27 protein-coding genes and 1 tRNA gene are annotated in these 24,225 nt (G+C 42.6%); 14 read left to right on the plus strand and 14 right to left on the minus strand.

The features are described from left to right. Positions 1–78: 78 nt before the first annotated feature. Genes PH_RS02195 through PH_RS09965 form a run of 3 tightly spaced genes read right to left on the minus strand, consistent with a single transcriptional unit; the run spans position 79 to position 2,295 of the window. The gene (locus PH_RS02195; RefSeq protein WP_048053136.1) at positions 79–1,620 is read right to left on the minus strand and encodes an MBL fold metallo-hydrolase; all 1,542 of its coding nucleotides are present in this window, start codon (positions 1,618–1,620) and stop codon (positions 79–81) included. A 55-nt stretch (positions 1,621–1,675) separates the two neighbouring features. Beyond that, the gene (locus PH_RS09960) at positions 1,676–1,900 is read right to left on the minus strand and encodes a hypothetical protein (RefSeq protein ID WP_010884575.1); all 225 of its coding nucleotides are present in this window, start codon (positions 1,898–1,900) and stop codon (positions 1,676–1,678) included. Then, a complete protein-coding gene (locus PH_RS09965) occupies positions 1,888–2,295 on the minus strand; it encodes a hypothetical protein (RefSeq protein ID WP_010884577.1) in 408 nt (135 codons plus the stop codon). Before PH_RS09965 ends, PH_RS09960 begins: the two co-directional genes overlap by 13 nt. A 123-nt stretch (positions 2,296–2,418) precedes the next feature. On the opposite strand from PH_RS09965, the gene PH_RS02205 reads away from it, so the two are divergent. Together PH_RS02205 and PH_RS02210 are read left to right on the plus strand one after the other, a co-directional pair. Then, on the plus strand, positions 2,419–2,742 hold the full coding sequence (locus PH_RS02205; protein WP_048053137.1) for a ribbon-helix-helix domain-containing protein: 324 nt from the start codon (positions 2,419–2,421) through the stop codon (positions 2,740–2,742). After that, entirely contained in the window at positions 2,739–3,179 is a 441-nt protein-coding gene (locus PH_RS02210) for a putative toxin-antitoxin system toxin component, PIN family (protein ID WP_010884579.1), read from the plus strand. The genes PH_RS02205 and PH_RS02210 overlap by 4 nt, the downstream gene beginning before the upstream one ends. Positions 3,180–3,554: 375 nt before the next feature. Here PH_RS02210 and PH_RS02215 read toward each other — a convergent pair whose 3' ends face one another. The 4 genes from PH_RS02215 to PH_RS02225 form a co-directional block, all read right to left on the minus strand. Further along, positions 3,555–3,848, minus strand: a complete 294-nt coding sequence (locus PH_RS02215) for a hypothetical protein (protein ID WP_010884580.1) — start codon at positions 3,846–3,848, stop codon at positions 3,555–3,557. A 178-nt stretch (positions 3,849–4,026) separates the two neighbouring features. After that, the gene (locus tag PH_RS10075; protein ID WP_331369590.1) at positions 4,027–4,251 is read right to left on the minus strand and encodes a DUF365 domain-containing protein; all 225 of its coding nucleotides are present in this window, start codon (positions 4,249–4,251) and stop codon (positions 4,027–4,029) included. Positions 4,252–4,313: 62 nt separating this feature from the next. Further along, positions 4,314–4,508 carry a hypothetical protein gene (locus PH_RS10080; RefSeq protein ID WP_331369589.1) on the minus strand — a complete coding sequence of 65 codons (195 nt, stop codon included), beginning with the start codon at positions 4,506–4,508 and terminating at the stop codon, positions 4,314–4,316. A gap of 670 nt (positions 4,509–5,178) precedes the next feature. After that, positions 5,179–5,254: transfer RNA gene (locus PH_RS02225), tRNA-Gln, on the minus strand. Between the two features lie 140 nt (positions 5,255–5,394). Between PH_RS02225 and PH_RS02230 the strand changes: the two genes are divergently transcribed. Then, positions 5,395–6,279 carry an SPFH domain-containing protein gene (locus PH_RS02230; RefSeq protein WP_048053138.1) on the plus strand — a complete coding sequence of 295 codons (885 nt, stop codon included), beginning with the start codon at positions 5,395–5,397 and terminating at the stop codon, positions 6,277–6,279. After that, positions 6,276–6,707 carry an NfeD family protein gene (locus PH_RS02235; protein WP_010884582.1) on the plus strand — a complete coding sequence of 144 codons (432 nt, stop codon included), beginning with the start codon at positions 6,276–6,278 and terminating at the stop codon, positions 6,705–6,707. The genes PH_RS02230 and PH_RS02235 overlap by 4 nt, the downstream gene beginning before the upstream one ends. Here PH_RS02235 and PH_RS02240 read toward each other — a convergent pair. The 5 genes from PH_RS02240 to PH_RS02260 all read right to left on the minus strand — a co-directional run bounded on the left by PH_RS02240 (position 6,679) and on the right by PH_RS02260 (position 11,084). Then, entirely contained in the window at positions 6,679–7,356 is a 678-nt protein-coding gene (locus PH_RS02240; protein ID WP_048053139.1) for a hypothetical protein, read from the minus strand. The genes PH_RS02235 and PH_RS02240 overlap by 29 nt on opposite strands. Before the next feature lie 13 nt (positions 7,357–7,369). Continuing rightward, the gene (locus PH_RS02245; protein ID WP_010884584.1) at positions 7,370–8,347 is read right to left on the minus strand and encodes a calcium/sodium antiporter; all 978 of its coding nucleotides are present in this window, start codon (positions 8,345–8,347) and stop codon (positions 7,370–7,372) included. 12 nt (positions 8,348–8,359) lie between these two features. Beyond that, positions 8,360–9,430 carry a hypothetical protein gene (locus tag PH_RS02250; RefSeq protein ID WP_010884586.1) on the minus strand — a complete coding sequence of 357 codons (1,071 nt, stop codon included), beginning with the start codon at positions 9,428–9,430 and terminating at the stop codon, positions 8,360–8,362. A gap of 67 nt (positions 9,431–9,497) precedes the next feature. Continuing rightward, entirely contained in the window at positions 9,498–9,935 is a 438-nt protein-coding gene (locus tag PH_RS02255; protein WP_010884588.1) for a chemotaxis protein CheW, read from the minus strand. A 3-nt stretch (positions 9,936–9,938) separates the two neighbouring features. Beyond that, entirely contained in the window at positions 9,939–11,084 is a 1,146-nt protein-coding gene (locus tag PH_RS02260) for a methyl-accepting chemotaxis protein (RefSeq protein WP_052265089.1), read from the minus strand. Positions 11,085–11,399: 315 nt separating this feature from the next. On the opposite strand from PH_RS02260, the gene PH_RS02265 reads away from it, so the two are divergent. The 10 genes from PH_RS02265 to PH_RS02310 are packed head-to-tail and all read left to right on the plus strand — an operon-like array spanning position 11,400 to position 21,760. Then, complete coding sequence (locus tag PH_RS02265; protein WP_010884591.1) at positions 11,400–12,242, plus strand: CheR family methyltransferase; 843 nt, start codon at positions 11,400–11,402, stop codon at positions 12,240–12,242. Further along, on the plus strand, positions 12,235–12,597 hold the full coding sequence (locus PH_RS02270) for a response regulator (RefSeq protein WP_010884592.1): 363 nt from the start codon (positions 12,235–12,237) through the stop codon (positions 12,595–12,597). Before PH_RS02265 ends, PH_RS02270 begins: the two co-directional genes overlap by 8 nt. 17 nt (positions 12,598–12,614) lie before the next feature. Next, a complete protein-coding gene (locus tag PH_RS02275) occupies positions 12,615–13,721 on the plus strand; it encodes a protein-glutamate methylesterase/protein-glutamine glutaminase (protein ID WP_010884593.1) in 1,107 nt (368 codons plus the stop codon). After that, on the plus strand, positions 13,702–15,984 hold the full coding sequence (locus tag PH_RS02280) for a chemotaxis protein CheA (RefSeq protein WP_048053551.1): 2,283 nt from the start codon (positions 13,702–13,704) through the stop codon (positions 15,982–15,984). The genes PH_RS02275 and PH_RS02280 overlap by 20 nt, the downstream gene beginning before the upstream one ends. Next, a complete protein-coding gene (locus PH_RS02285) occupies positions 15,977–16,606 on the plus strand; it encodes a chemotaxis protein CheC (protein ID WP_083755793.1) in 630 nt (209 codons plus the stop codon). The genes PH_RS02280 and PH_RS02285 overlap by 8 nt, the downstream gene beginning before the upstream one ends. After that, complete coding sequence (locus PH_RS02290) at positions 16,603–17,238, plus strand: chemotaxis protein CheC (RefSeq protein ID WP_010884596.1); 636 nt, start codon at positions 16,603–16,605, stop codon at positions 17,236–17,238. The genes PH_RS02285 and PH_RS02290 overlap by 4 nt, the downstream gene beginning before the upstream one ends. After that, positions 17,225–17,713: a chemotaxis protein CheD gene (locus tag PH_RS02295; protein ID WP_010884597.1), complete on the plus strand. Its 489-nt coding sequence runs from the start codon at positions 17,225–17,227 to the stop codon at positions 17,711–17,713. Before PH_RS02290 ends, PH_RS02295 begins: the two co-directional genes overlap by 14 nt. A 13-nt stretch (positions 17,714–17,726) precedes the next feature. Continuing rightward, positions 17,727–19,946 (plus strand): methyl-accepting chemotaxis protein, encoded by a 2,220-nt coding sequence (locus PH_RS02300; RefSeq protein ID WP_010884598.1) that lies wholly within the window; start codon positions 17,727–17,729, stop codon positions 19,944–19,946. Between the two features lie 34 nt (positions 19,947–19,980). Beyond that, positions 19,981–20,721 (plus strand): hypothetical protein, encoded by a 741-nt coding sequence (locus PH_RS02305; protein ID WP_010884599.1) that lies wholly within the window; start codon positions 19,981–19,983, stop codon positions 20,719–20,721. A 13-nt stretch (positions 20,722–20,734) separates the two neighbouring features. Then, a complete protein-coding gene (locus tag PH_RS02310; RefSeq protein WP_010884600.1) occupies positions 20,735–21,760 on the plus strand; it encodes a CheF family chemotaxis protein in 1,026 nt (341 codons plus the stop codon). Here PH_RS02310 and PH_RS02315 read toward each other — a convergent pair. Both PH_RS02315 and PH_RS02320 read right to left on the minus strand, forming a co-directional pair. Further along, on the minus strand, positions 21,735–23,048 hold the full coding sequence (locus PH_RS02315; protein WP_048053140.1) for a glycerate kinase type-2 family protein: 1,314 nt from the start codon (positions 23,046–23,048) through the stop codon (positions 21,735–21,737). The two genes, PH_RS02310 and PH_RS02315, sit on opposite strands and share 26 nt — an antisense overlap. Positions 23,049–23,058: 10 nt before the next feature. Beyond that, positions 23,059–24,198 carry an RNA ligase gene (locus PH_RS02320; RefSeq protein ID WP_010884602.1) on the minus strand — a complete coding sequence of 380 codons (1,140 nt, stop codon included), beginning with the start codon at positions 24,196–24,198 and terminating at the stop codon, positions 23,059–23,061. Between the last annotated feature and the right edge of the window lie 27 nt (positions 24,199–24,225).

Raw genomic sequence — 24,225 nt, forward strand, 5'->3', positions numbered from 1 at the left:
TACGCTAGAAACTGCATTCTGGGTTTTCTGTTCTCGGGAAACTCTTCTCTCTCATTAGGAATTAGCACGTTAGACATCTTAAATCTCCCAGCTTTCTCCATTCTTCAGCAGAATAACCCTCTCTCCAAAAGCCCACTTAAACAGCTCGGGCTTTTCAGTATGTACTGGAATAACGTAATCTGGATCAATTTCGTCAATAACCTTTCTCAGTTCTTCTCTGGAGATGTGTCCGGAGGCGTGAAACCCTTTTTCAAAGATCGGCTTTCCATACTTATCCACCCTGAATCCATGAACTTCGAAGCCGAAATACTGTAACCAGTTCCATAGTCTGAGAAAGCTGAAGACCTGTTCTTCACCAAAAGCCTCGCTAGAGGAGTAAATGTAAGTCCCACCATCAGGCATTATGTCAAGTAGGTGGGGCATGTCATAGAACGAGAAGCAGAGGATGTAGTTCTCTTGATTCTTTCTAATCTCAAATGGAGAAATATACTGCTCGGCATAATTTCCCCAGACAACGATGCTCTCCCATTTATCTTGAGTAGCTTTTAAGTTGCCATAAATTCTCAAGTCTTTAAGCCGATTAACATTATCCACCAACTGGAGAGCATGCAGAAAGTAAGCATCTTTTGCCGTAATTACTAATTCTCTTCCGGTATTCTCTGCAATCTTTTTGAAGATCTCAAGTCTCTCAAAATTTCTTGGAGAGAAATCCGCTATTACAAGCCCTTTGGCTTCTTCAACAATCTTTAGGGCATTTTCATAAACTTCCTGTTCTGAAACATTTCCATGTTCATCCCTCCCAACCCTTGTCCCCTCGGTTATTAGTATGCTTGAGCTTTTGGCCGCTTTGATAAACTTTCTCGTTTCATCCCCTTTCCTACCATGTAGCCTGAAATCTCCAGTATAAGCTAAGCTAACGTCTCCTTCAATTATGTAGGCCGTGGCCCCATAGATTGAATGATCCACGTTGAAAGCCTTGACTTCAAAACCCAAATCTTCTTCCTCAAGAGTTTTTACTTCATTGGGAATGATCTTCTTAGCTTTTGGCGACTCTTGCCCAGGTCTGTAGAATAGGAACTCATGAAGGGACTGGACGTGTTCGGTGAGAACAACTTTTCTCGAAGGATAATCTGCCTTTCTGTCGGCTTCTATGATGTAGCCTTCTGGATCTTTGATCTTTCTGACCTTGTAATAGGGAAGTTCAACTCCAAAGTGGTTACCTCCCGTGGAAGTGTCGTTGATGGCTTTGAGGATTGTAATTGTCATCGGGGAGCCTACGATTGAGATGTTTTCATCAAGCAGTGTTATGTTTCCAACATGATCTAGGTGAGCATGACTTATCAAAACTGCATTAACTTGGGGCCTTGGATATTGACCGACTTCTTGAGCAAGATCTTTTGGAATTAAGTCTCTTCGGTAAATGTTGAGTTTTGGGATTAGGTTGAGTTTCCATAGGTCGTAGATTCCTCTTGAAGTTCTTTCACCGAGGTATTCCTCATAATAAAGAGAATATCTTGCAAAGTTCATCCCAAAGTCCAAGAAAAGCCCATTTTCGTTTTCCTCTATGTGAATCTTTGTCCCGCCAATGGTATCGGCCCCATCATAGATCGTTATTCTCATCACAGACCCTCCGTTTAGCAGTTTTCAGCTGTTTAATTATATTTATTATCTGTGGTCAATCAACTTCTATGGCCACGTCAATTCCTGTTCTTTCTTTGATTTTCTTGAGAAATTTCACAGTAGAATTCCCATCACTTGGCATTATTACACCAAAGCCGTTTCCTATTTCAATAACTCCAGCACTTTTGGGAAGCCTCTCCAAACGGTCAATCCTATACGGGATATGTAAGTTGCTAATGTTAATCCCTCTATGCAGGAGAAATATAACTACAGTTGGCAATAAGGTGCTCCACTTGAGCCTTGGAGGTTTTCCCCATCTTTTCCCACCAACAATCTCGAGCTTTCACCAACCCTCACGTACACGCTTAATGGACGCTTACCTTTCAAATCCACGTAAAGGAACTTATCAATTGTTGGAGCATTAAATGTACTTACTGGTATCCCATTAACCTCCAAGGTTTTTATTTTCCCTGGAGGTTCAGGTGATGAGGCTGAGCCTGTGTTGTTTTTTGTGTCTTTGAATCCCTCTCGGAGATTGACTATATTTTTGATTTTCTCTTTAGATAACCATGATAGTCTTTTGATGCTTTCCTCTAATGGAAGATGCTTTAGATCTATAACTATAAGAAGTCGATCTCTTAACTTCTTCTTTGGTTCGAATGCATTACTTCTCAAGGAAACTGATCGTGACTGAAAGCGCAGGTTTTGTGAGATTGAGCTTTCCGTTAGCTCCCTTCCGCTTTAATATTGAGTGTCAACAAAAGTTTTTAATACAATTGTAGTTTATTTGTATTGGTGATGGCCGTGGAGAATGCCGTTGATTATCCCATTTCCGTAAGGCTTCCGAGTTACGTCGTGGAGAAAATCGACGAACTGGTGAAAAAGAGGAAGTTCAGGAGCCGCTCTGACTTTATCAAGTTCGCAGTCACTTTTGCGCTTGGTCAGATTATGATGGAGGAAGCCCGTGAGAGAGCTAAAAACGAGCCGGAAGAGCTTGAAAAAGAGAGAAAGGAAGCGTGGATGCGGCTTAGGGCTGGGGACTTCTCAAAGGAAGACGAGGAGACTCTCGAGCTCCTGAAGAAGGTTGATGCCAGGTACAAGAGGCTCGGTGGTCGATCGTGAGGATCGTTATGGACACCAATGTCGTATTAGCTGGTTTGGTTAATCCAAACGGGCTGGCCGCTCTTTTGATTTTGGCCCTTGATGGGGAAGTACTTGAGAATTACACCAGCGATGAGGGGCTTGAGGAGTTGATCCTGAAGATAGGTTTGCTGGCTGAAGAGGGTAAGCTGTCGTCGGAGTGGAAGAAGGTTCTCTCCCATTTCGTTGCCAATTCAAAGGTGGTTTCCCCGTCCAGGAAGTTTAACCTGTCGCGGGATCCTGATGACAATAAGTGGCTGGAAATTGCCTATGAGGTTAAGGCGGCTTGCATTCTCACTTGGGATCAGGATCTCCTCGACCTTCGGGATGAGAACCGGGTTCTGAGGTTGGATGATCACTCGGTGGAGGTTCTCACGCCTTCGGAGTTTTACCATAGTGTTATTAAGGCGTTATGTTGAGGTTTTCGCTCTTTTAGAGTGGCATGTTGGTTCTGGTTTTCAACTTTTTGATGTTCTTTTCTTGGATCCCCTCTCTCGCATAAGGCCCCATGCCCAAACTAAAAAAGAAGCTCCTTCAGAGGCCTTAACTCGTTGAACTCGGAACAATATCCCCACCGAGAAAGAACAAAAGCTGAAATCAGAACCATAACAAACATGCTTGAGGTTATAAAACATGAGTACGACGGAAAACTACCTCGCTGAGAACTAAAACACTTCGTTCAAAGATTCTCCAAGAATTCAAGGTTCAAAGAGGTTTGGAGTGAGGATGCTGGAGCTTTACAGAAAATACCGCGCTGGCTCGAAGAATGAGTAATATGTTGAAACCGGCACTAACTACTCAGGAGCCTTCTGAGGAGAGAGTAACGGGAGTTTGAAGGTTCGTATTGCTGCACCCTCAAATGTAACTTCCAAAACTGATTTATTTTCTTTTTTGAGGATAAGGATATCACTACCCTTGGATCTCTTAAGAACTCTTTCGAGATCGTACCAGGGAATTTCAACGAGTTCTTTACCCTCAATGTTGTATTTTAAGAATAGTCCTCGTGGAATATAAATCTTCACAAAAGCAACTCTCTTCGCCTCTTTTATTTGTAGTGAAGCTCCTTGTTCTGCAACTTCAAGTATCACGACCTTTGAAGGTGTGATTCTCGCCTATTAAATTAACCGCTGCAACTAGCATATCCACAAGAGGCTTGCCGCTGCTTAATGCGAGCTCAAATGCCATGATTTCTCACCATATAGATGTTTGACTGGGAGTCAATAAATTTGTCCATTTTGGAATTTTCGTGAGTGGGTAGGCACACATTTAAATTCCCGCTCTTCTTAGAATTTCCCTGCACTCTTCCTCCTTGATGTATCTTCCAGAGACAGCAATAAACCTCGGTGGCTTAACCGGCTTTGGATACTTCCTCACGTTCTTCAGCTTGAGAACCATCCAGGGCCTTGGCCTTCTCCCACGAGAGTGCCATTTCTCACGCTCCTTCTCATACTCTCTGAGCTCCTTCGGAGTGAGGAAAAGTTCATCCCATATTTTCTGATGATCTCCTTCACGCTTGTAAACTGCTGAACGGCCTTAACTTCTGCCTCTCCAAGTCAAGCTTGATCTTCTCTGGAGGCGTAAAAGACGACCTTCATGCCTAGGATCCGCAGCCTTAAGGGCTTGACGAAAACCTGTCTTGTCTCCTTCAAGAATCCTATCAACTTTGGGACAGGGAACGTAACACCGACGACTTTCTCTTCCATGCTTTTCACTCTGAAATATGTGAATCTCTGCCTGGTAGATATCATCAGGTGTTACATTCCTCAATGACCTGCCAAATAAGTATGTAGCATATAAGAGAAGATTTGACATGAATATTAGCTCTTAAGCTGTAGGCAATTTTTGGTTTTGAAAAAATAATTATTGAATTGTTGAGAGGTATGTTTATTTTTGACTCTACCAATATTAACAACGAGAGTGGTGCATTGGCCCATTAGATCATGCAAATCTCAAAACGAGGTCCTAAAAGATCAAAAACCCTGAAACACAACCAACATAACGCTGAATTTAAACCTCAAGGTCGCAGAATACCTCGGAGAGATGGCCATCAAATATGGGTTGCCTCGAAATCACATCATTGAAATACCAATTCTTTCAGCGATGAATGAGAGTTATTCTCTATAGGTAAAAAGGAATAATGAAAGGCTTAAGGAGATGTTAAAATAGCCAGTTTACAATAGAGTTTTGAGAACTGAAACAGCACATTTCAGACTTGTGAGTTAGGTCTAGTACGTTGACATAAATTGTTTTTGTAAACGCTTTTAACACCGATGAAATTGCATCTGCAATATTACCTTCAATTCTACCTTCATTCCCAAGTTCAGAACGAAGAGTAGTATTTACCAGAAAATCTTAAGTTTTTCATGAAATTGTTCAGTAGAGCAATGGGAGTAGTGTTTATGAAAATTATGGGGTTTTTGGTAGCCCCGCCGGGATTCGAACCCGGGTCGCGGGATCCAAAGTCCCGCATGCTTGGCCGCTACACCACGGGGCTACTCCCAAATGATCGCGTGTATACCTAGGTTTTTAAACTTAACTTAACCTTCATAGTGTTTATGTTATTTCGATACTACTTCATTAAAATCATAGGAAAAGTTTAAGTAATTAAAAGTCACCATTCCTATGGTGAATTCGATGATAGGTGCAGGAGGAATAGCTCTCATAATTCTGGGATTGTTTCTTTTGATAATGCTACTCCTAAGCGTTAAGGTGATCAGGCCATACCAGAAGGGCCTCGTTGAAAGGCTCGGAAAGTTCAACAGATTACTGGATCCAGGAATACACTTCATAATTCCCTTCATGGAGAGGGTTAAGATAGTTGACCTTAGGGAACACGTCATCGATGTCCCTCCCCAGGAGGTAATATGTAAGGATAACGTGGTAGTTACCGTTGATGCCGTCGTCTATTATCAGGTAATAGATCCCGTCAAGGCCGTGTACAACGTCAGCGACTTTCTAATGGCTATAGTTAAGCTCGCCCAGACAAATCTAAGGGCAATAATAGGTGAGATGGAACTTGATGAAACCCTTTCCGGGAGGGATATAATAAATGCTCGGCTGAGGGAGGAGCTTGATAAGATAACGGATCGTTGGGGTGTTAAGATTACCAGGGTAGAGATACAGAGAATAGATCCACCAAAGGATATACAGGAAGCTATGGCAAAGCAGATGACAGCGGAGAGGGAGAAGAGGGCCATGATTTTAATCGCTGAAGGAAAGAAGGAAGCAGCTATAAGGGAAGCTGAAGGTCAAAAGCAGGCTGCAATTTTAAAGGCCGAAGGTGAGAAGCAGAGGCAGATATTAATAGCCGAAGGTCAAGCTGAAGCAATAAGGAAGGTCCTTGAGGCCCTGAAGCTTGCCGATGAAAAATATTTAGCCTTACAGTATATAGAAAAACTGCCGGAGCTTGCAAGGTATGGGAACTTAATAGTTCCCTACGATACCGAATCCTTGGTAGGTTTGCTTAGGATGATCCAGAAGATAAGAAGTACTCCTGCAGGTGAAAAGAAGGAGGAATGAGTATGGGGATTGCTTTCCCCCTTTCCCTTTTGATTCTCGGTCTCCTTATAATCCTCCTCGATATGATGATCTCTGCATTCATAACTCCGATAGGGATAGCGTTTTCAGTTCTAGGATTACTTCTCCTTTTCAATGTGAACTTTTACCTCTCCTTCATTGTCTCCCTTATATCCGCTGTTATAGCTTATATGGCATTCGCTAGGGTTGTGAGGAGGGAAACGACAGATATAGGAGGGGGGAAGTACACTTTTGAGCTTAAGGGGAAGGTGGGTAAAGTCGTTAAGATTGCTGAGGATCACTACCTTGTTGAAGTTGAGGGGGATAAGTGGATAGCCTATAGCGATGAGAAGCTCAGCTTAGGGGATCGAGTTATGGTTGTGGATGTGGATGGGTTAAAGCTTAAAGTAAAGAGGATTCCTCCTCAGTGATCTCTTCAAGTGTGACTTCGAACCTATCCTCAGGGATGAACTTGAAGCCGCAGTTGTCGCAGACTAATACTCCATTTTCCTCTCTCAGGGGAGAGAAGCAGATTGGGCACCTGTATTCCTCCCTATATAACTTATTAAAGATGTCGTTGAGCATTACGAGTAACTTTAGATCTTCCTCCCAGTCCTCGTATAGCATTCCCCAATAGGGGATCGAGGTCGGGAAATTATCCTCCAAAATCAGGGGATTAATTCCGAGGCTTTTGATCCCTTGAGGTAACCTTTGGGCAGGCTCTATTGAAACCACATGCTGGTCGTAGAATTCTATATATTCACCTCTAATTGTTATCCCTTTGGAGAGCCTCCCCCTCAAAGGAAATATTTGAATGAACATCCTCTCATTTTCAACATCCCAGCTGGATGTTAGGCCTATGCTTCCCCTTGTGTAGAACATGGTAAAAGTGTTTTCTCCTTCCTCTTCAGAAGAAAATGAGAAGCCGAGCTTCCTTAGGGCCCTTCTTATGAACTTTGGCTTGGGTAGGGATAGTTCTTGAATTAAATGCTCCCCTATCCATCCGGCTAAGGCCATTGAGTAACCAACGTAAACTTGTCTTTGAACCTTGAGGTAAGCTATGCTTGGTACTAGTTTCATCAACTTGAGTTCCTCATCCTGGTATATACACTTTTCCCTGGGTTAGGAGGTATATGAATGCTGAATATATAATCAGCAACGTTACAGCGGTCTTCCTTCCAATCTTATTGTTCCTAAAGAGGGAAACCGTTAGAATTATCATCACGAGAAGGGTTATCGGCATCACGATCTTTACTATGGAGGGGTCAACTCTTATCGGCCTTATCATCGATGCTATTCCAATGACCATCAATATGTCAAGTATATCAGCCCCTATTATGTTCCCAACGCTAACGTTTGGAATCTTTTTCAGCGTTGCTGTTAAAGAGTTCGCAAATTCTGGGAGGGATGTTCCTATTGAGACCAGCGTAACTCCTATTACCACCTCAGGTATTCCTATAGCCCTCGCTATCTTCACAGCACTATCAACCACTAGTTCCGCTCCCAGGATTACCATTCCACCCGAAAGGAAGAGGATCAGAACGTCTCTAGTGACGTTACACCTAGATTTTTTCTCAACCTCTTCAAGTTTCACGTGTTTTCTGTACAAATAGTAGAGGAATGCAGCATATATTAAAACTAGTGTTAATCCCTCTATTCTGGATATCTCCCCGTTACTCATTAGGAGCCAGGCATAAAATGTTACCCCAACCATAATCAGGGAATTTTCACTTGCTATCTTATCCACATTAAGGGGCATTATCATGGCCGAAATCGCCAGGATTAGGGCTATATTTGCTAGGGCGCTTCCTACAGCATTTCCTATAGCTATTCCACTGTTGCCCCTGTATGAGGAGATAGCAGAAACTGTTACCTCAGGTAGGGTTGTTGCAACGCTCGCTAATACTAGGGCTATCAAAAATTCGCTAACTTTGAAGGCTTCGGCTATCCTCGTTGCCGCTTCAACAAATATATCGCTTCCCTTAATGAGGAGTAGGAGTCCTGCTGAAAATATTAGGATCTCGAGTATTGTGACTCCCACTCTACCTCCCAGAGAGGATATGCCGCTCATTTTAAAAATTATTCATAGCCCGAGATCTTCTAGGATCTTCTTTATTTCATCCAGTTTCTTCTCTTTTCTGTCTTCTTCTTCGATATCCCCTCCAAGGGTAGCTAATAACTCTTGAACTTGCTTTTCTAATTTTTTCAGGTTCTCAAATTGAATCTTGAGCTTTTCATAAAACTCCTTCTCTATGGGAGTTACTGGAATTGGGCCCTCAACTTTTTCGGCGACGCTGTCTAACTTGCTCGTTAGATCGTAAATTTGATTATGAATCCTTATAAAGCTCTTCTCGGGAGGTAGCTCTTTTCCATCTTCTTCCATTGGAAGTCTCAATCTTCTAAGCCCAACTATGACTGATGTAAGTTCTGAATATACATCATCTTCTGGAACGGCTATCACTGCGAGTTTCCTGATCTCTTTAAGTAGCTCTACTAAGTTTTCCTTAAGCTTTTCGAACTCTTCAACGCCCTTTCCGGTAAGTACGTATACCTTTGAGATATCCCTTAGGGATAGGAGGCCCAACTTAGCCTGCATTAACCCATCTTTTACTCTCTCTGGTGGTAAATCTATAGAAATCGTTAATATGTCGAGGAACTCTTTCAATTCTTCATCTTTCTTCTTTTCTAGCATCTCCTCAAAGTTCTCTATTTCCTCCCTGAGCTCCTCTAAAATCTCAGATTTTACACTCTCCTTAACGTCCTCCCTAAGTTTATCGGGTTCTATGGAGTTTATACTCTCGGAAAGTTCCTTAACTTTATCGTAAAGTCTCTCTAAAATGTTCATTTTTCCCTTGATTTCCTTAAATTCTTTCTCTAGGTGGGAGAGTCTCTTATCAAAACCCTCGATCCTTTTGGTCGTCTCTTCCTTCACGTTATTTATCCTGGCTTCGGCCTCCTTTATTTCCCTCCTAAACTCCTCTATTTTTTCCTGGAGTGAGGCCCTTGCATTATCTATTTTGGCTTCGCTCTCACTCACGAGATCTTTGAGTTCAAAGTACTTCGCGGTTACCTTATTAGTTATGTCTCGAACGTAATAGAGGGCCCCTATGATGATCACTATGGTGAAGATGAGAATCGCGATGATTGGTGTCATCGTTCTCCTCCAAAGATAACAATTAACCGGGAAGTTAATTAAATTTTCTACAGAAGGAAAAATTAAATCAGAAGCTCTCCCCTATAAGCTTGTCCAGGTCAAGCATTATTAACAATCTCTCTCCATTGTTTATTTTTGCTATCCCTTTTATCGCCTTCATATCAACCCTCGATGCCAAAGTTTTAGGTGGTTGCTCTATCTGATCTTCAGTTAACGTTATCACGTCAGAGACCGAGTCAACTATCACTCCAACTATTTCCCCATTTACCTCGGCTATTATGATCTTCTTGTTGCTCAGGTCCCCATCGTCATAATATCCTAGGAGCTTTTTCAGATTGATGACGGTAGTTATTTGTCCTCTTAGGTTTATAACACCCTCAACAAAGTCTGGAGCATTTGGGACTCTTGTTATTGGCATCATCTCCTTTATTTCCCTAACCTTTGAGATCTCTAAGCAGAATTCCTCATCCCCTAATCTGAATGCTACGACCTGAATCTCTCCCATGTTTCACACCTCCAACTTCTCGAGTGTCTTATCCAACTCATCTTTAAGTTGGCTTACCTTATTCTTAATAACTTCTAGCTTTTCAATTGATCCTTTTACCGTTTCTGTAAGCTGAGTTGCAAAGTTTAAGTTGTCTGAGACATCTTTTGATATTGAGTCTATTCTTTCAACTAACATTTGGACTGAATTAGCTTGCTCATCTATTCCCTCTGAGAGTTCTTTGACCATGGTGGCGGTTTCATTAGCTCTCCTAGCTATGTCATCGAAAGCTGCTATTAATTCTTGGATTGCCTCTTTAACCTCCTCCGTAACTTTTACGTTTTCTTGAATTGCCTCTATAACCCTATTGGTGTTTTCCTGCATTTCTTTGATCAAATCTCTGATCTGTTCGGCCGCCTTCTTTGATCTATCTGCTAGTTCTCTAACATTCTCGGCCACGACAGCAAAACCCCTTCCGGCTTCTCCAGCTCTAGCGGCTTCTATGCTGGCGTTGAGGGCTAGTAAGTTTGTTTGACTCGCTATTGAAGATATAACGTACACTATTTCATCTATCTTTTTGGAGTATTCAGCTAAGATGCTTATGGCATTGCTCATTTCCCGACTTGTTTCACTTATCTTAGATACCTTCAAGGCCACGTTATCGGATATTTCCTTTCCTTTTTCTGCCATCGATGATGATTCTACGGCAAAATCTGAAAGTTGCTGTGCTTGAACGTTCATTTCCTCAATACCTGCTGATAGCGTTTGAATGTAGTCGTTAACTTCCGCTATTTTCACGTTTTCGTTGTTAAGTCTAGAGACTAGTTCGTTAACCTCGTTAAGATCTCCTATTTCCATCTCCTTTATTTCCTTATCGAGGTCTTCAACGATGTTTCTGGTCTCCTTTACGCTTTCCTTTATCTTCTCTATATCTTTCTTAAATTTTGGAGTGTACTGTTTTGCTTTCAGTCTTAATGCAACTTTTTTAAGAACCTCCTCATCTTCTTTTGATAATCCTGGAGGAATTTTGGGCTCTTTTCCTTCGAGCAATTCTTTTAGGTATCTAATTATTGCTTTTACGAGAACTCCTTCCTCTTTCCCCTTAGCATTCGTAAAAAATAAGCCAAGGGCTAGTGTGGCGAAATGTAATGGGCTTTTTGAGATCCTCAAGGTTCTCGCCTCCTTGGATAATTTTTATTTTAGGATAACCTTATTATCATGACCCAGGAAGACTTATGAACTCTTCATTTTGCTCACTACCAATTATGACCTTCGTTAAAATATGTAAAAAAGTTTTCGTCTCTTCTTTTAATGAAGCCTAGTAGTTTTACATCTCCATTTTTGAAGTTTAGAAAATCTACAAAGCTACCTACACAACTACGTGCATAAAAATATTTTTATTAAGGAAGGTTTATCATTGTATAGAAGCCGAAAATATCATGATCGTCTTAGATATGCAACAAAATCCAAGTTGAGGGGTGGATTATGCAATCTCAGAGGGCCTATGAACTTATAAAAGCCGAGATATTCAAGCGGTTAGGGGTTAATAGAACCGATGCTTACAAGGATTCCTATCTTCAGAGGAGGATCCGCGCAAGAATGAGAAAGCTAGGGATCTCTGACTATATGGAGTACTATAAGATACTAAAGAGCAACAAGGAAGAATTTGAGGAGTTATTGCTAACCATAGCGATCAATGTTACCGAATTCTTTCGGGATCCTATCGTTTGGAAGACATTTCAAAATAAAATCCTACCTGAGTTAGTACAATTTAAAAAAAGTAAAGGATTTAGGTCAATTAAAATATGGAGTGCTGCATGTTCCACTGGCCAGGAGCCGTATTCTATTGCCATGACGCTTTATGAGGTTCTTGGAGAAAATTTAGGTGGATTTAGAGTTTCAATACTAGCTACGGATATTGACAAGGAAGCCCTTCAAATAGCAATGAGAGGTGAATACCCAGTAGATGCTGTCGAGAAGCAAGTTCCTAGGCATATGATTTACAAGTACTTTGATAGGATAAGTGAAGAGAGATATAGAATAAAACCTCACGTCAAAAGGCTCGTTACATTTAGATGGTTTAATTTGCTCTCATCGATTTATCCAAAGGGTTTTGATGTTATATTCATCAGGAACGTTCTTATATACATGAGCAAAGAGGCCCAGGAGGATATATTTCGGAAGTTGTATGATTCACTTGAGGATCATGGTTACCTAATACTTGGTAAAACTGAGACAATTCTTGGGAGATCCGCTAACCTTTTTAAGTTATATGATCTCGTTGCTAAGGTTTACAAGAAGAATTTGGGGGTGAAGGGGAATGGCTAGAGTATTAGTTGTAGATGACGCAGCTTTCATGAGGATGCTACTTAAGAAAATACTAACCCAAGCAGGTCACGAAGTTGTTGGGGAAGCTAGTAATGGTAAAGAAGCCGTGGAAAAATACAAGCAACTTAAACCGGACTTAGTCACCATGGATATCGTCATGCCAGAAATGGATGGGATAACGGCCGTTAAAGAGATAATGAAAATAGATCCCAACGCTAAGATAATAATGATCACCGCAGTAGGGCAGGAAGCCAAGGTAATGGAAGCCCTTAAGAGTGGGGCCAAAGGATACATCGTAAAACCCTTCCAAGCCCAGAAGGTTATAGAAGAAGTAAATAGAGTCCTATCATCGTAGTGTCATGGTGATTCTATATGCCCCTTATGGGGAGAAAGATTAAGGTTCTCGTCGTTGATGATTCAGCCTTCATGAGGAAGGTGCTTAAGGATATTATAAACTCTGATCCGGAGCTGGAAGTTTGTGGGGAAGCTAGGGATGGCATTGAAGCAATTGAGATGGTTCAAAAGTGTAGACCTGATGTTGTAACGTTAGATGTTGAAATGCCTCGAATGAATGGGTTAGATGCCTTGAGGGTGATAATGAAAAGGTATCCGGTTCCCGTTATCATGATAAGTGCCCTCACCCAGGAAGGGGCTGACGCTACTATAAAAGCTCTTGAATATGGAGCAATTGACTTTATTCCAAAACCTTCCTCATCAATCTCAATTAATATGAAGGAGTTGAAGGATGAAATCATAGCCAAGATAAAGGAAGCTGCAAAAGTTCCTAGGAGATTCCTTGAGCTTAGGAGAATAAGGTTACTTAGGGTTCAGAAAGCCAAGAAGGTAAAGCCTTCTGTTCCAGCTAGGATTGCAGTTGCGATAGCCGCTTCAACTGGAGGCCCCCAGTCGTTGCTTAAGATATTCCCAAAGTTCCCAGAGGATTTAAAGGCTGGTATATTGCTCGTCCAGCATATGCCTCCCGGCTTCACAAGGTCTTTTGCAAAGAGACTTGATAGTGTCTCCAAGATTGATGTGAAGGAAGCCGAGGAAGGAGATGTTGTTGAGGAGGGGAAAGCTTACGTTGCCCCTGGAGATTACCATATGGAAGTTACACTCCGAGCTGGTAAACCGGTGATTACGCTAAACAAAAAGCCAAAAATTCATGGTGTGAGGCCTGCAGCAGATCCAATGATGATAACCGCTGCTCAGGTCTTCGGTAGGAGAACAGTAGGAGTTGTCATGACTGGTATGGGAAGGGATGGAGCTCAGGGGATTGTAGAAATAAAGAAGAAGGGTGGAATAACTATAGCTCAAGATGAGAAGACGTCAATAATCTTTGGAATGCCAAAAGCTGCTATAGAGACAGGAATGGTAGATTACGTCGTTCCCCTAGAGAAGATACCTGAGACAGTTGTTAAAGCGGTAGAAATTATCAGGGGAGGTGGTAACCTTGGAAGACATGTCACAATATCTAGATGAATTTTTGGCCGATGCGAGAGACAGAATTGATAGTCTTAGCAATGCAATCCTAACTTTAGAGAAGATTGTGAAAGAAGGGGGTAGTGAGGAAGAAAAGACTGAACTAATAAATCAAATATTTAGGGATGCTCATACGCTAAAGGGAACCGCTGCAACTATGGGGTTTATGAAGCTTAGTGAGACCGCTCATAAGATGGAGAACATCTTTGATGCCATAAGGAATTCCCAGTTAGAGCTTACCCCTGAGCTTGTCGATCTTGTTCTTGATTTTCTCGATGCGATCGATGCCATGGTTAACAACATCGAAGAGAGTGGTAATGAGGGAGATGTAGATGTTTCTGATCTATTTGAGAGGGCCGACGAATTTTTAGGCGGAAGTAAAAAAGAGATAAAGCCTGAAGAAAAGCCTAAAGAAGCTGAAAAGAAAGAAGAAAAAGTCGCTGAGGAAGTTCCGTCCGCTGAAGGGAAAGTTTATTATATAAAGGTTAAGTTCCAGAAGGATGCTCCTTTAAAGGGTGTTAGAGCTTTTCTAATACTCTCAGATCTTGAGGAGAGAGGAGAAGTTATTTGGACAAATCCCGGAAGAGAGATCATTGAAAATGGTAATCTAGAGGGAGATGTTGTTGAATTTAGAATAGTGAGTGAGACACCCAAGGAAGAACTTGAAACAGTCATTAAGAGGCATCCTGAAGTTGAATCCGTAGAGATAGTTGAGGAGAAGAAAAAAGAGGAAGCTGGGGAGAAAGCTGTAGAAGGTAAGGAATACGTTGTGAGAGTATACTTCCAGCCTGATACTCCTTTGAAAGGCCCCAGATCATATCTAATTCTTAATGACCTTGAGAAGATAGGCGAGATCTTATCTACAAATCCAAGTAGGCAGGATATAGAAGAGGGAAATCTCATCGAAAATAAGTTCTTTGAAGTTGTCCTTAGAACTAGTGAGAGTAAAGAAAAGATAAGCGAGATCTTAAAGAAGCATCCCGATGTTTTAAACTTCACGATCACGGAGAAGGAAGAGGAGAAGAAGGAGGAGAAAAAAGAAGCAAAGAAGCAACCTCCTAAGCAACCTAAGAAACCCCCGATAATAGAGACTCCAAAGGTCAAGATTTCTAGGGTAATCAAGATCGACGTTGGACACTTGGATAAGCTAATGAACCTAGTTGGAGAGCTCGTCATAACGAAGGGTAGGCTTGAGCAGATAGGGGAGAGACTTGGAGACAGGGAATTATTTGAGGCCCTTTCAACGTTATCAAGGCTTCTCACGGAGTTACAAGATGAGATAATGGAAATGAGACTAACTCCAATTGCCGAAGTCTTCAACAAGTTCCCAAGGATGGTCAGGGATTTAGCCAGGAAGATGGGTAAGGAAGTGGAATTCGTTATGGAAGGTGCTGACATCGAGGTTGATAGGACGATCCTTGAGAAGCTCGGTGATGCGCTCGTTCACCTCCTTAGAAATGCCGTAGATCATGGAATAGAGCCCCCCGAGGAGAGGGTAAAGCTTGGTAAGCCGAGAGCTGGTAGAGTGGAACTAATAGCAAAGAGAGAGAAGAACCATGTCGTAATAATAGTTAGGGATGATGGTAGGGGAATCGATCCCGAAAAGGTGAAGAGGAAAGCTGTGGAGAGGGGCCTAATAACCCCGGAGGAGGCAGCAAATCTAAGTGATGAGGAAGCTATCAACTTGATATTCCTCCCAGGATTCAGCACGGCCGATAAAGTTACGGATGTATCTGGAAGAGGAGTTGGAATGGATGTTGTGAAGGAAGTCGTGAAGTCAATGAACGGTTCAATCTCAGTCCAAACTGAGGTTGGCAAGGGGACAACGTTTATACTTAAGCTACCCATAAGCATGGCGATAATCCAGGCTTTGCTGATAAGGGTTGAGGATGAGACGTACGCGATTCCAATAAATAATATCCTGGAGACAATAGAGGTTGATCCCTCAATTCTCAAAACGGTAGGAGGTAAACCTGTCATAGTTCTAAGGGGAGAGATAATTCCCGTAATAATGTTGCATGAGCTCTTTGGTTTACCAGCTCCTCAAGTTGATAGATTTCCAGCTATAATAGTCGATCATGGGGCCCAGAAGGTTGCAATAGGGGTTGATGAGCTGTTACATAAGAGAGATATAGTGATCAAGAGCCTTGGAAAGTTCCTATCAAATGTCAGGGGCTTTGCAGGGGCTACAATACTTGGCGACGGAAGTGTAGTTCTCATCATAGACATTGGAGGGCTGCTTGGAGGTGGATATAGTGGATGAGAAGTGGGAAGAATACTTGAAGAATCTTGATGAGATGTCAAAAAGTGCCCTACTGGAGACGTTTAATATAGGGGCTTCCCATGCAGCAACAGCTCTAAGTGAGATGACAGGTAAAGAAGTAAACATCTCCGTCCCAGACCTTAAGATAATAGCCATTAAAAATGTCCCAGAAGTTGTTGGTGAGGATGTAAAGGTAGCCGTTTATATTGAACTGGGAAAAGATTTTAGTAGCCATGCATTCTTTATCGCCGATTACGAAGATGCATTAAGGATGTTTGACATAATTATGGGTAATCCCTTAGGAACAACGAAAGAGATGGATGAGATGGTAAAGTCTTCTTTCATGGAAGTTGGAAATATTCTAATCTCGGCATTTGCAAACGCTCTTAGTGAGTTCCTAGGGATCACGATAGAACAGACACCCCCCAGTTTAGCCATTGATTTCCTCCCAGCAATCCTAGATTTCGCTTTAGCTGATATAGGGAAGTACTGTGATTATACAATAATTTTGCAAACGAATATTAAAATCAGCGATGTTAAATTTGAGGAACACTTCCTACTCTTTCCAAAGCCAGAAGACATGAAGAAGATCCTTGAAAAACTGCTGGGGGGATTCGCATGAAGAAGTCAGAGTTATATAAGGATATTTTTAAGGAAGCATCCAACATTGCAATGTCCCACGCGCTTACGGCCCTCTCTCAAATGATAGGTGGCCCCATTGAGATGGAAGCTCCAGATGTGGATATAGTATCTCGCGTTGAATTCCTTAAGATACTTGCAGAAAGGGGAGTATCCAAGGGGTTCACTGTTATGTTCGACATTACAGAGGGTATGTCAGGACTTACAATCCTGCAGTTTCCAAGGCAGAGTGCCCTTAACATCAGTTCGGTACTTCTCGGCATGGAACCAGGAAGCATGACCGAGCTCGATGAGATGGGAAAATCGGCAATAATGGAGGTTGGAAACATCCTAATTTCAGTGTATACTGACATCCTTTCAAACTTGCTAGGGGAACCTGTCTCTTTAAGCCCTCCAAAGCCAGCGGAATCCCTGTATGACATTGAGAAAGAGCTTGGAAGGTCTGACCTGAGAAATGTTAATAGTGTTGTGGTTTTCAAGTCGAAGTTCTATAAAGAGGATATTAGGGTCGAAAGTTACTTTTACATAATTCCTACCCCTGAATCATTCACAAAACTCGTGAAAAAGCTGGAAAGCCAAGTTAGCGGAGAGGTTGAAACCAATGAAGGAAGTTAAGGTTGGAATAGGAGATTACGCAGTAGGAAAAGGAAATGGAATAATAAGTACCTATGGTTTGGGGAGTTGTGTTGGTATAACCCTCTATGATAGGGTGACTAAGGTAGGGGGATTGCTACACGCGTTACTCCCAGAAGCTGCTAGGTATGGACATAGAGGAAACCCAGCAAAATACGTCGATACTGGACTTCAATTGCTCCTAAAGGAGGTTATAAAGCTTGGAGCTTCAAAGTTCAGACTCGAAGCCAAGCTCTTTGGTGGAGCTCAAATGTTTGATAATATAAGGAGTGAAGAGCTTAAAATTGGGGAGAAAAACGTTCAAGTCGCTAAGAGGGAATTGAGAAAGCTTGGAATAAGGCTTGTAGCCGAAGATACGGGTGGAAAGGGGGGTAGGACGATCTACTTAGATCTCTCGACTGGGAAAGTTAGAATGAGAAAGGTGACGGAGGGAAAGGTAATAGAAAAGGTGTACTAGGAGGTGAGAAAGGATGCAGTTCAAGAAGAAGATAATACTAATAATGATACTAGCTGCAGTGGTTTCCACAGCAATACTAGGAGGGGTTACCCTGTACTCCTTCAGCAAAGTCGATACAATGATGAGAGAAGAGTTAGAAAAACCTGCAATAGAGGAAGGCGGTTACATGGCCCTGAGTGCTGCAGATTTAGCAACTAGGATGTTTGAGGACTTCTTTGCTAGGGTTTCCGACTATGGGAAAATGGCTAATGATGCCGTTCAGGAAGCCTACAGTAGAGGCCTTGACCTTAATGAGGATATGATGAGGCAATTCCTCCTGGAGAGGTTCAAGAAGATAAAGGATCTAAATGAGGATGTAAGTTACGTTTACTTTGGTGATGAGCAGGGGCACATGTATATGTATCCGCCAGATGAGCTTCCAGAGGGCTATGATCCTAGGGTTAGACCCTGGTATAAGCTAGCTAAGGAGAAAAACGGCCCAGTAATTACGGAACCTTATCGCGATGCTGCTACCGGGAAATGGGTGATAACATATTCAGAACCCGTTTACGTTAATGGAGAATTCAAGGGAGTTATAGGTATAGACGTCTTCGTTTCAACTCTAGTCAAGGAAACTCAGAGCATAAAGCTTGGTAAGACAGGTTACGTTGCAGTTTTGAACCCACAGGGACTTGTAATAATACATCCGAAGGAGGAATACATAAACAAGCTTAATATATTTCAGACCCCGGAACTTAAGGACTTAGCTAATGAGCTGAGGAAAGGTAAGGAAAGAGGATATGTCGTGTATACGTTCGAAGGAATAAAGAAAGTAGCTGGATATAGGAGGATGAAGCAGACTGGATGGATCGTCCTAGCTACTGTTCCATTAGAAGAGATCACGGAACCAACGCTGAAAGCCGCTGATTCCGTAGTTAAAGATGTTTCTGAGATGATATATAAGGGATTTGGAATTGCGATAATTGCTATAGTTGCAATGATAGTTGCAATGTACAAAGTTGCTGGTTCAATACTCGCACCTCTTGAAAAGCTGAAGATGGCCGCTCAGGCCCTTGCGAATGGAAAGCTAAGGGAAGTTACCGAGTACGTTAAGGAGATTAGATACTTGGAGAATGATGAAATAGGGGCCCTTATTCAAGCGTTTGAGGCAGTTTCTAAGGATCTCGTTGGAACCCTCACCGCGATAACAAAGAGGCTTGAGCGTTTGGCTGAGGGAGACTTAACTAATGGTTTAACCGTGGAAGCGAAGGGTGAGCTTAGAGATTTAATTGAGGATATAAAGTCTGTAACTAACACGCTTAGAACCTCGATAGGTTCCCTCGTTGATATGGCCAACGAATTGGAGAAGAGGGCTAACGCTTTAGCTCAAATATCAAATGACGTAACTGAGGCAATAAATCAAGTGAACGAAGCCATTCAGCAGGTAAGCGTTGAAGCCCAAAGACAACAAGAGACTATCAATGAGATAACTGAGGGAATGAGATTAGTTGCCCAGACGAGCGAAGAGAGCGTAAAGGCCATGGAAGAATTCGAAGGGGCCGTTAGTGAGGTTGTCTCCATAGCGAATGAAGGGAGTCAGAAAGGAGATGATGCCCTGAAGAGGATCGAGGATATCCAGCACATGATGTCTAGAATTGAGGAAACCGTATCTAAGGTTTCTGAGATGAGCAGGAACATCGAGGAGATAACCAATGTTATAACGAGCATAGCCGAGCAGACAAACTTATTGGCTTTGAACGCTGCAATTGAAGCTGCAAGGGCCGGTGAAGCAGGCAGGGGATTTGCTGTAGTTGCCCAGGAGATTAGAAAGTTAGCCGAGGAGAGCAAGCAAGCTGCTGATAACATAAAGAGCATCATAGATAAGATTACCGATGAAATCAAGGAAGCCGTCGAAGCCACTAAAGAGGGAGTTAACGTCATAGGTCAGTCTTCTGAGACGCTTAGGGATACCATTGGTTACTTGGCCAATATCGCAACCCTACTTCAGGAGACCAGTGAGAGAATGTCGGAGGTTAAGGATCAAATCGTTAAGACCCAGGAGGAGGTTGATAAATCCCTTAGGGCCCTCGAGAATTTAGCGGCAAGCGCTGAAGAAACCACGGCTAGCGCTGAGGAGGTAAGCTCTGCTGTTGAAGAGCAGACAGCATCAATTGAAGAGCTTAGAAGGGCCGCACAGGAGCTTAGAGATATAGTTGAGAAGATGAGGGGAATTATTGCAAAGTTTAAGGTCTGACCTCCCTTCCTAAATTTTTAGGGGGTGAGAAAGTATGGATGTATGGACTGTGATATTGGTGGTGGTAGCAGTAATAGTGGGTTCACTGATTGCCGCCTGGATAGTTTCCTCTGTGGTATCCCAGCAGATGAAGAGTATGCAAGCTCTGCTGTTATCAAAGAGTATAGAAGCCGAAAGCAGAGTTGAGAGAAAGAGGAAGGAAGTTATAGCAGAAAAACAGAAAAACCCGGTTAAAGAGGAAACGAAAGCAATTAGCGAGGAGGATATAGTTAAGAGAATTAAGCAGGTGATAGATGAGAAGGTTCAGAACGTCTTGAATGAGGCAAAGAAAAAGAAGGAGAGGCTATTAATGCTCCTTGACGTTGCAAGGGGATACGCCTTGGGTTTCGTAAGCGAAGATGAGTACAACGCTTTCTTAATGAAGGTTCTTGGTGAGCTTGATGAATTTAAGAGACTCTGGCTTGCAAGGTATCCATCTCCAGAAGATAGGGATAGGCTAAACCAAATAATGGCTTATGTAGCTAGGACAAAACTTCCAATAGAAGTTAGGGAAAAGGGAAAGGAGGGAACAACTAGGTTATCACCTGATGAGGCATTGATAAGGATGACCTCGAGCATTAACAACGCGATCTCGATACTTGATGATCTGATAAAGAAGAGGGGAGAGAATCCAGCTATTACACCGCTTGAAATACAGCTCTCCCAGGAGGTGGAGAAGCTAAGGAAGAAAGTTGAGGATTTAGAGAAGAGGCTACAAGAGCTAGAGGCCCTCTGACGGGGGCGTATAGATGCCGATCTTTGAAGCGAGAGTTAAGGTAGGTATATCTTCCTCGTGGGTGACCTCAAGAAAAGTAAGCTGGAGAGATGCGATAGCCCAGATAGAGAGCGATAGGATAGTTGTTAAGTACCTTAAAATGGGTGAGGTTGTAGGTGAGGATAGTTTTCCGTTCTCGGCTTTAATAGACCTCGGGGTTAGAATCCCAGACGAGCTTAAACTGAATCCTGAAAAAGATCATTTCGGGATAAAGTTTTACATTCCTGGGAGAGGAGAGTTATTGGTAATATTCACGATAGAGGAGAATCTCCTTATATACGATGAGAAGAAGTTCTCCGAGTTCGTTCACAAGGTGTTTGAGGTTTTGATTAATGGTAAAACCGTCATGCTTCAACTGGCTAGAATAATTGGTGGAGCAGTGAATATGGAATCAAAGTGGGAAGAGGGATGGCTTAGAGTCATTAAGGTTAAATCAGCTAGAACTCAAAAAACAGAGAGAAGCATTGTAGTAATAATTAAGGATAAGAGACCGGTTTCAATATTCTCGGATCTTGAAGATATAGAGATTGAAGAGGTTGATATGAACGGTAAAAGAGTAAGGGCCTGGAAGATAAGACACTTTCACATAGATCAGAGCGTAACTTCCTACCTTTACATTCCCGATAAGCAGACACAGCTTTACGTTTTAAGGTACCTACTGAAGTATAATCCCGCTATAATGGAATTCATAATGAAAGTTTCCGACGACTTCCCAACGCTAAAATCGGAGTTCCAGGAGATAATGGAGAAGGAGATAAAGGAGCTAGAAGCCCTAGACGAGATGGAAAAACAGATTTTAGTTGCTCTGTACTCTGGAATAAATCCCTTGGAGCTCCACCAGTTCCTGGGAGTGTCGGAAAAGGAGATAGAGGAGATATACGATAGGATGATAGATAAAGGGTTGCTTAAGATAGTTATGATAAGGAAGATAGTGGATTTGACTAATGAGGGGAGGAAGATAGTGAACAAGCTACTTAAGTACGGCCTCGTTTCGATGTGACTATCGCTATAACAATAGAGTTGACGTTCGTTCCAGTGGGCCCAGTGAATAGCAAGCCCCCAACTTTCTTTAAGGCTTCATACGAGTTATGCTCTTTCAATACTTTCTCAACATCTATTCCCTTTTCCCTAAGCTTCTTGTACGTTGTTCCATCCACTATTCCCCCGGCCGCATCAGTGGGACCATCGGTTCCATCGGTGTCGAAGGCCACGATCAGGGCTTCTAGATCCGAGATCTTCCTGGTAGCACTCAGCGCTATTTCTTGGTTGGGCCCTCCCTTTCCCCCTTTACCTTCTATTGTTACGGTGGTCTCTCCACCGAACACTAGAACTACCGGAGGTTCGAACGGCCTTCCCCTTTCAGCTATTTCCTGGACTATAGATCCTATGAATAACCCGGCATCCTTGGCTTCTCCCTCCAAAGTAGTCGTCATTATATATGCTTTGAACCCAAGCCTCTGAGCTTCCCTGGCTATGGCCTCGCAGGAGATTGAATTACTGGCTATCAGGAAGTTGTGAACATTGGGTAGATCTTCCTTGAGGGTTTCCTCCACCTCCCCCCTTAATCCTCTCTCTATATGTAACCTAACGCTTTCGGGAACCTTCTCCCAGATGTCGTAGAGTTCCAGGATCCTCTTCGCATCTTCGAAGGTAGTTGGATCCTTAACGGTGGGCCCTGAGGCTATGGCTTCTAGGTTATCGCCAACTACATCCGAAATTATCAGTACTATTCCGGTCCCCTTGATCATCTTCGCAAGCTTACCTCCCTTAACCTTTGATATATGCTTTCTAACCGTATTTATCTCATGTATCTTTGCCCCGCTCTTTAGAAGGAGATCCGTGGTTAGCTTAAGATCTTCTAGGGAAATACCTTCTTCTGGAAGCTCAAATAGTGCCGAACCTCCACCTGAAATTAGGATGAAAACTATGTCATTTTCCCTAGCTCTATTCAATATCGATAGGGCCTCTTTAGCTCCCAATATGGATTTCTCATCAGGTATTGGGTGTCCCGCTTCAATCACCTTTATCCTCTTTAACTCTTTTCCATAACCGTACTTAGTTACCGCAACGCCATCCTCAACATCGAGTATATCCTCTATGGCCCTTGCCATTTCACATGCTGCTTTCCCCAGGGCTATTACGTACACCTTTCCCTTGATTTCAAATTCCTTACCTTGAACAATTATCTTGTCATCACTCACTTTAACTGCATTTAGGACTGCCCTGTATGGATCTGCAGCTTTTATTGCTTCTCCAACCAATCTCAGGCCTATCTCCCTAATATCCATGGCAATCACCTCAATCAACGAATGATTTCCCTCCTATGAGCTCCCTAATTTCCTCGGTTGCATCGGGGTAAAGTCTCTTGAATGTGATCCTCCACCCGCCTTTCATCTCCTCTATGTCAACTATCTCTATCCTCAGCCCTAACTTTTCGAAGTGTGTCACCATCTTGTAAGCGGTTTCAATTTTCTTCACCCTGACCTTGAACACCTCAGCTATCTCATCTTCTTGCTCAACATCATGTATACTCTCGACTAGAGGCTGGAGAAGGGCTTTTCCAAGTTCTTTTGCAAGTTCTTCAAAATTTTCTCCCCTTAACCTCTTCTCAGCTATGTAGAAGGCTAACCTGGATATCCTACTCGTAAAGTATCCTGGGGGGAGCTCGTAGAAGACCCTGGCCCCTATTTTTATATCGTTAATGTTGGCGTATGGGGTTACGTACTTTACCATCTTCCTCATGTCGGGACTCTTCATGACTATCCCTTCCCTCCCTTCCCTGCTGAGCCTTTCCACGATTTCATAGATCTCCTCTAGATCTTTATAGGTGAACTTCCCGAAAACTTCGACGTGGCTTATCCCGTACTCTTCTGCTATCTTTAGCCTTTCCTCTACGGGCAGACTTCTCCCCGTTCCAAGCTCTTGAATATCGAAGAGGAAGAATTGGATATCCTCCTTAACATAGGGAGGACCTTCAACTAAATACGGACTCTCAGGGCCCGCCATTTCACCGACAAGAATGAGGTTGGGATGATCTTTAAAGAATTCCTCTGGAATGAAGTCGGAAATTCTTTCAGTCGTAAAGGGGCATATGAACCCTCCCCTCGTTATACCGAGAATCTTACCTCGAAACTTGACAACCCTTACGTTGTATCCGTCGACCTTCTCTTCGACGTAGAATTCTCCCCTTTTGAAAGTTCTTTTAATGCCATTTTTTAGGTTAACTATCCTTTTAATATGGGGGAACCCGAGGATTATGAACTTGTCATTCAGAACTACCGTCCCCCTTCTTAACTTTCCAACTGAGTTTCTTATCCTCAGGTATTTTATATCATCGAACTTATCCTCGACGAGCCCTCCCCTAGCCTCCAGGTCTTCCACCTTACCTTCAGGGATTCCCAATCTATAGAGGATATCTTTAAATTTTGAGCTTACCATTTTCGTACCCTTAGTTTAACTTTAGAG

Origin of the sequence: Pyrococcus horikoshii OT3, from assembly GCF_000011105.1 — an archaeon.
GTDB classification, from domain to species: Archaea; Methanobacteriota_B; Thermococci; order Thermococcales; family Thermococcaceae; genus Pyrococcus; species Pyrococcus horikoshii.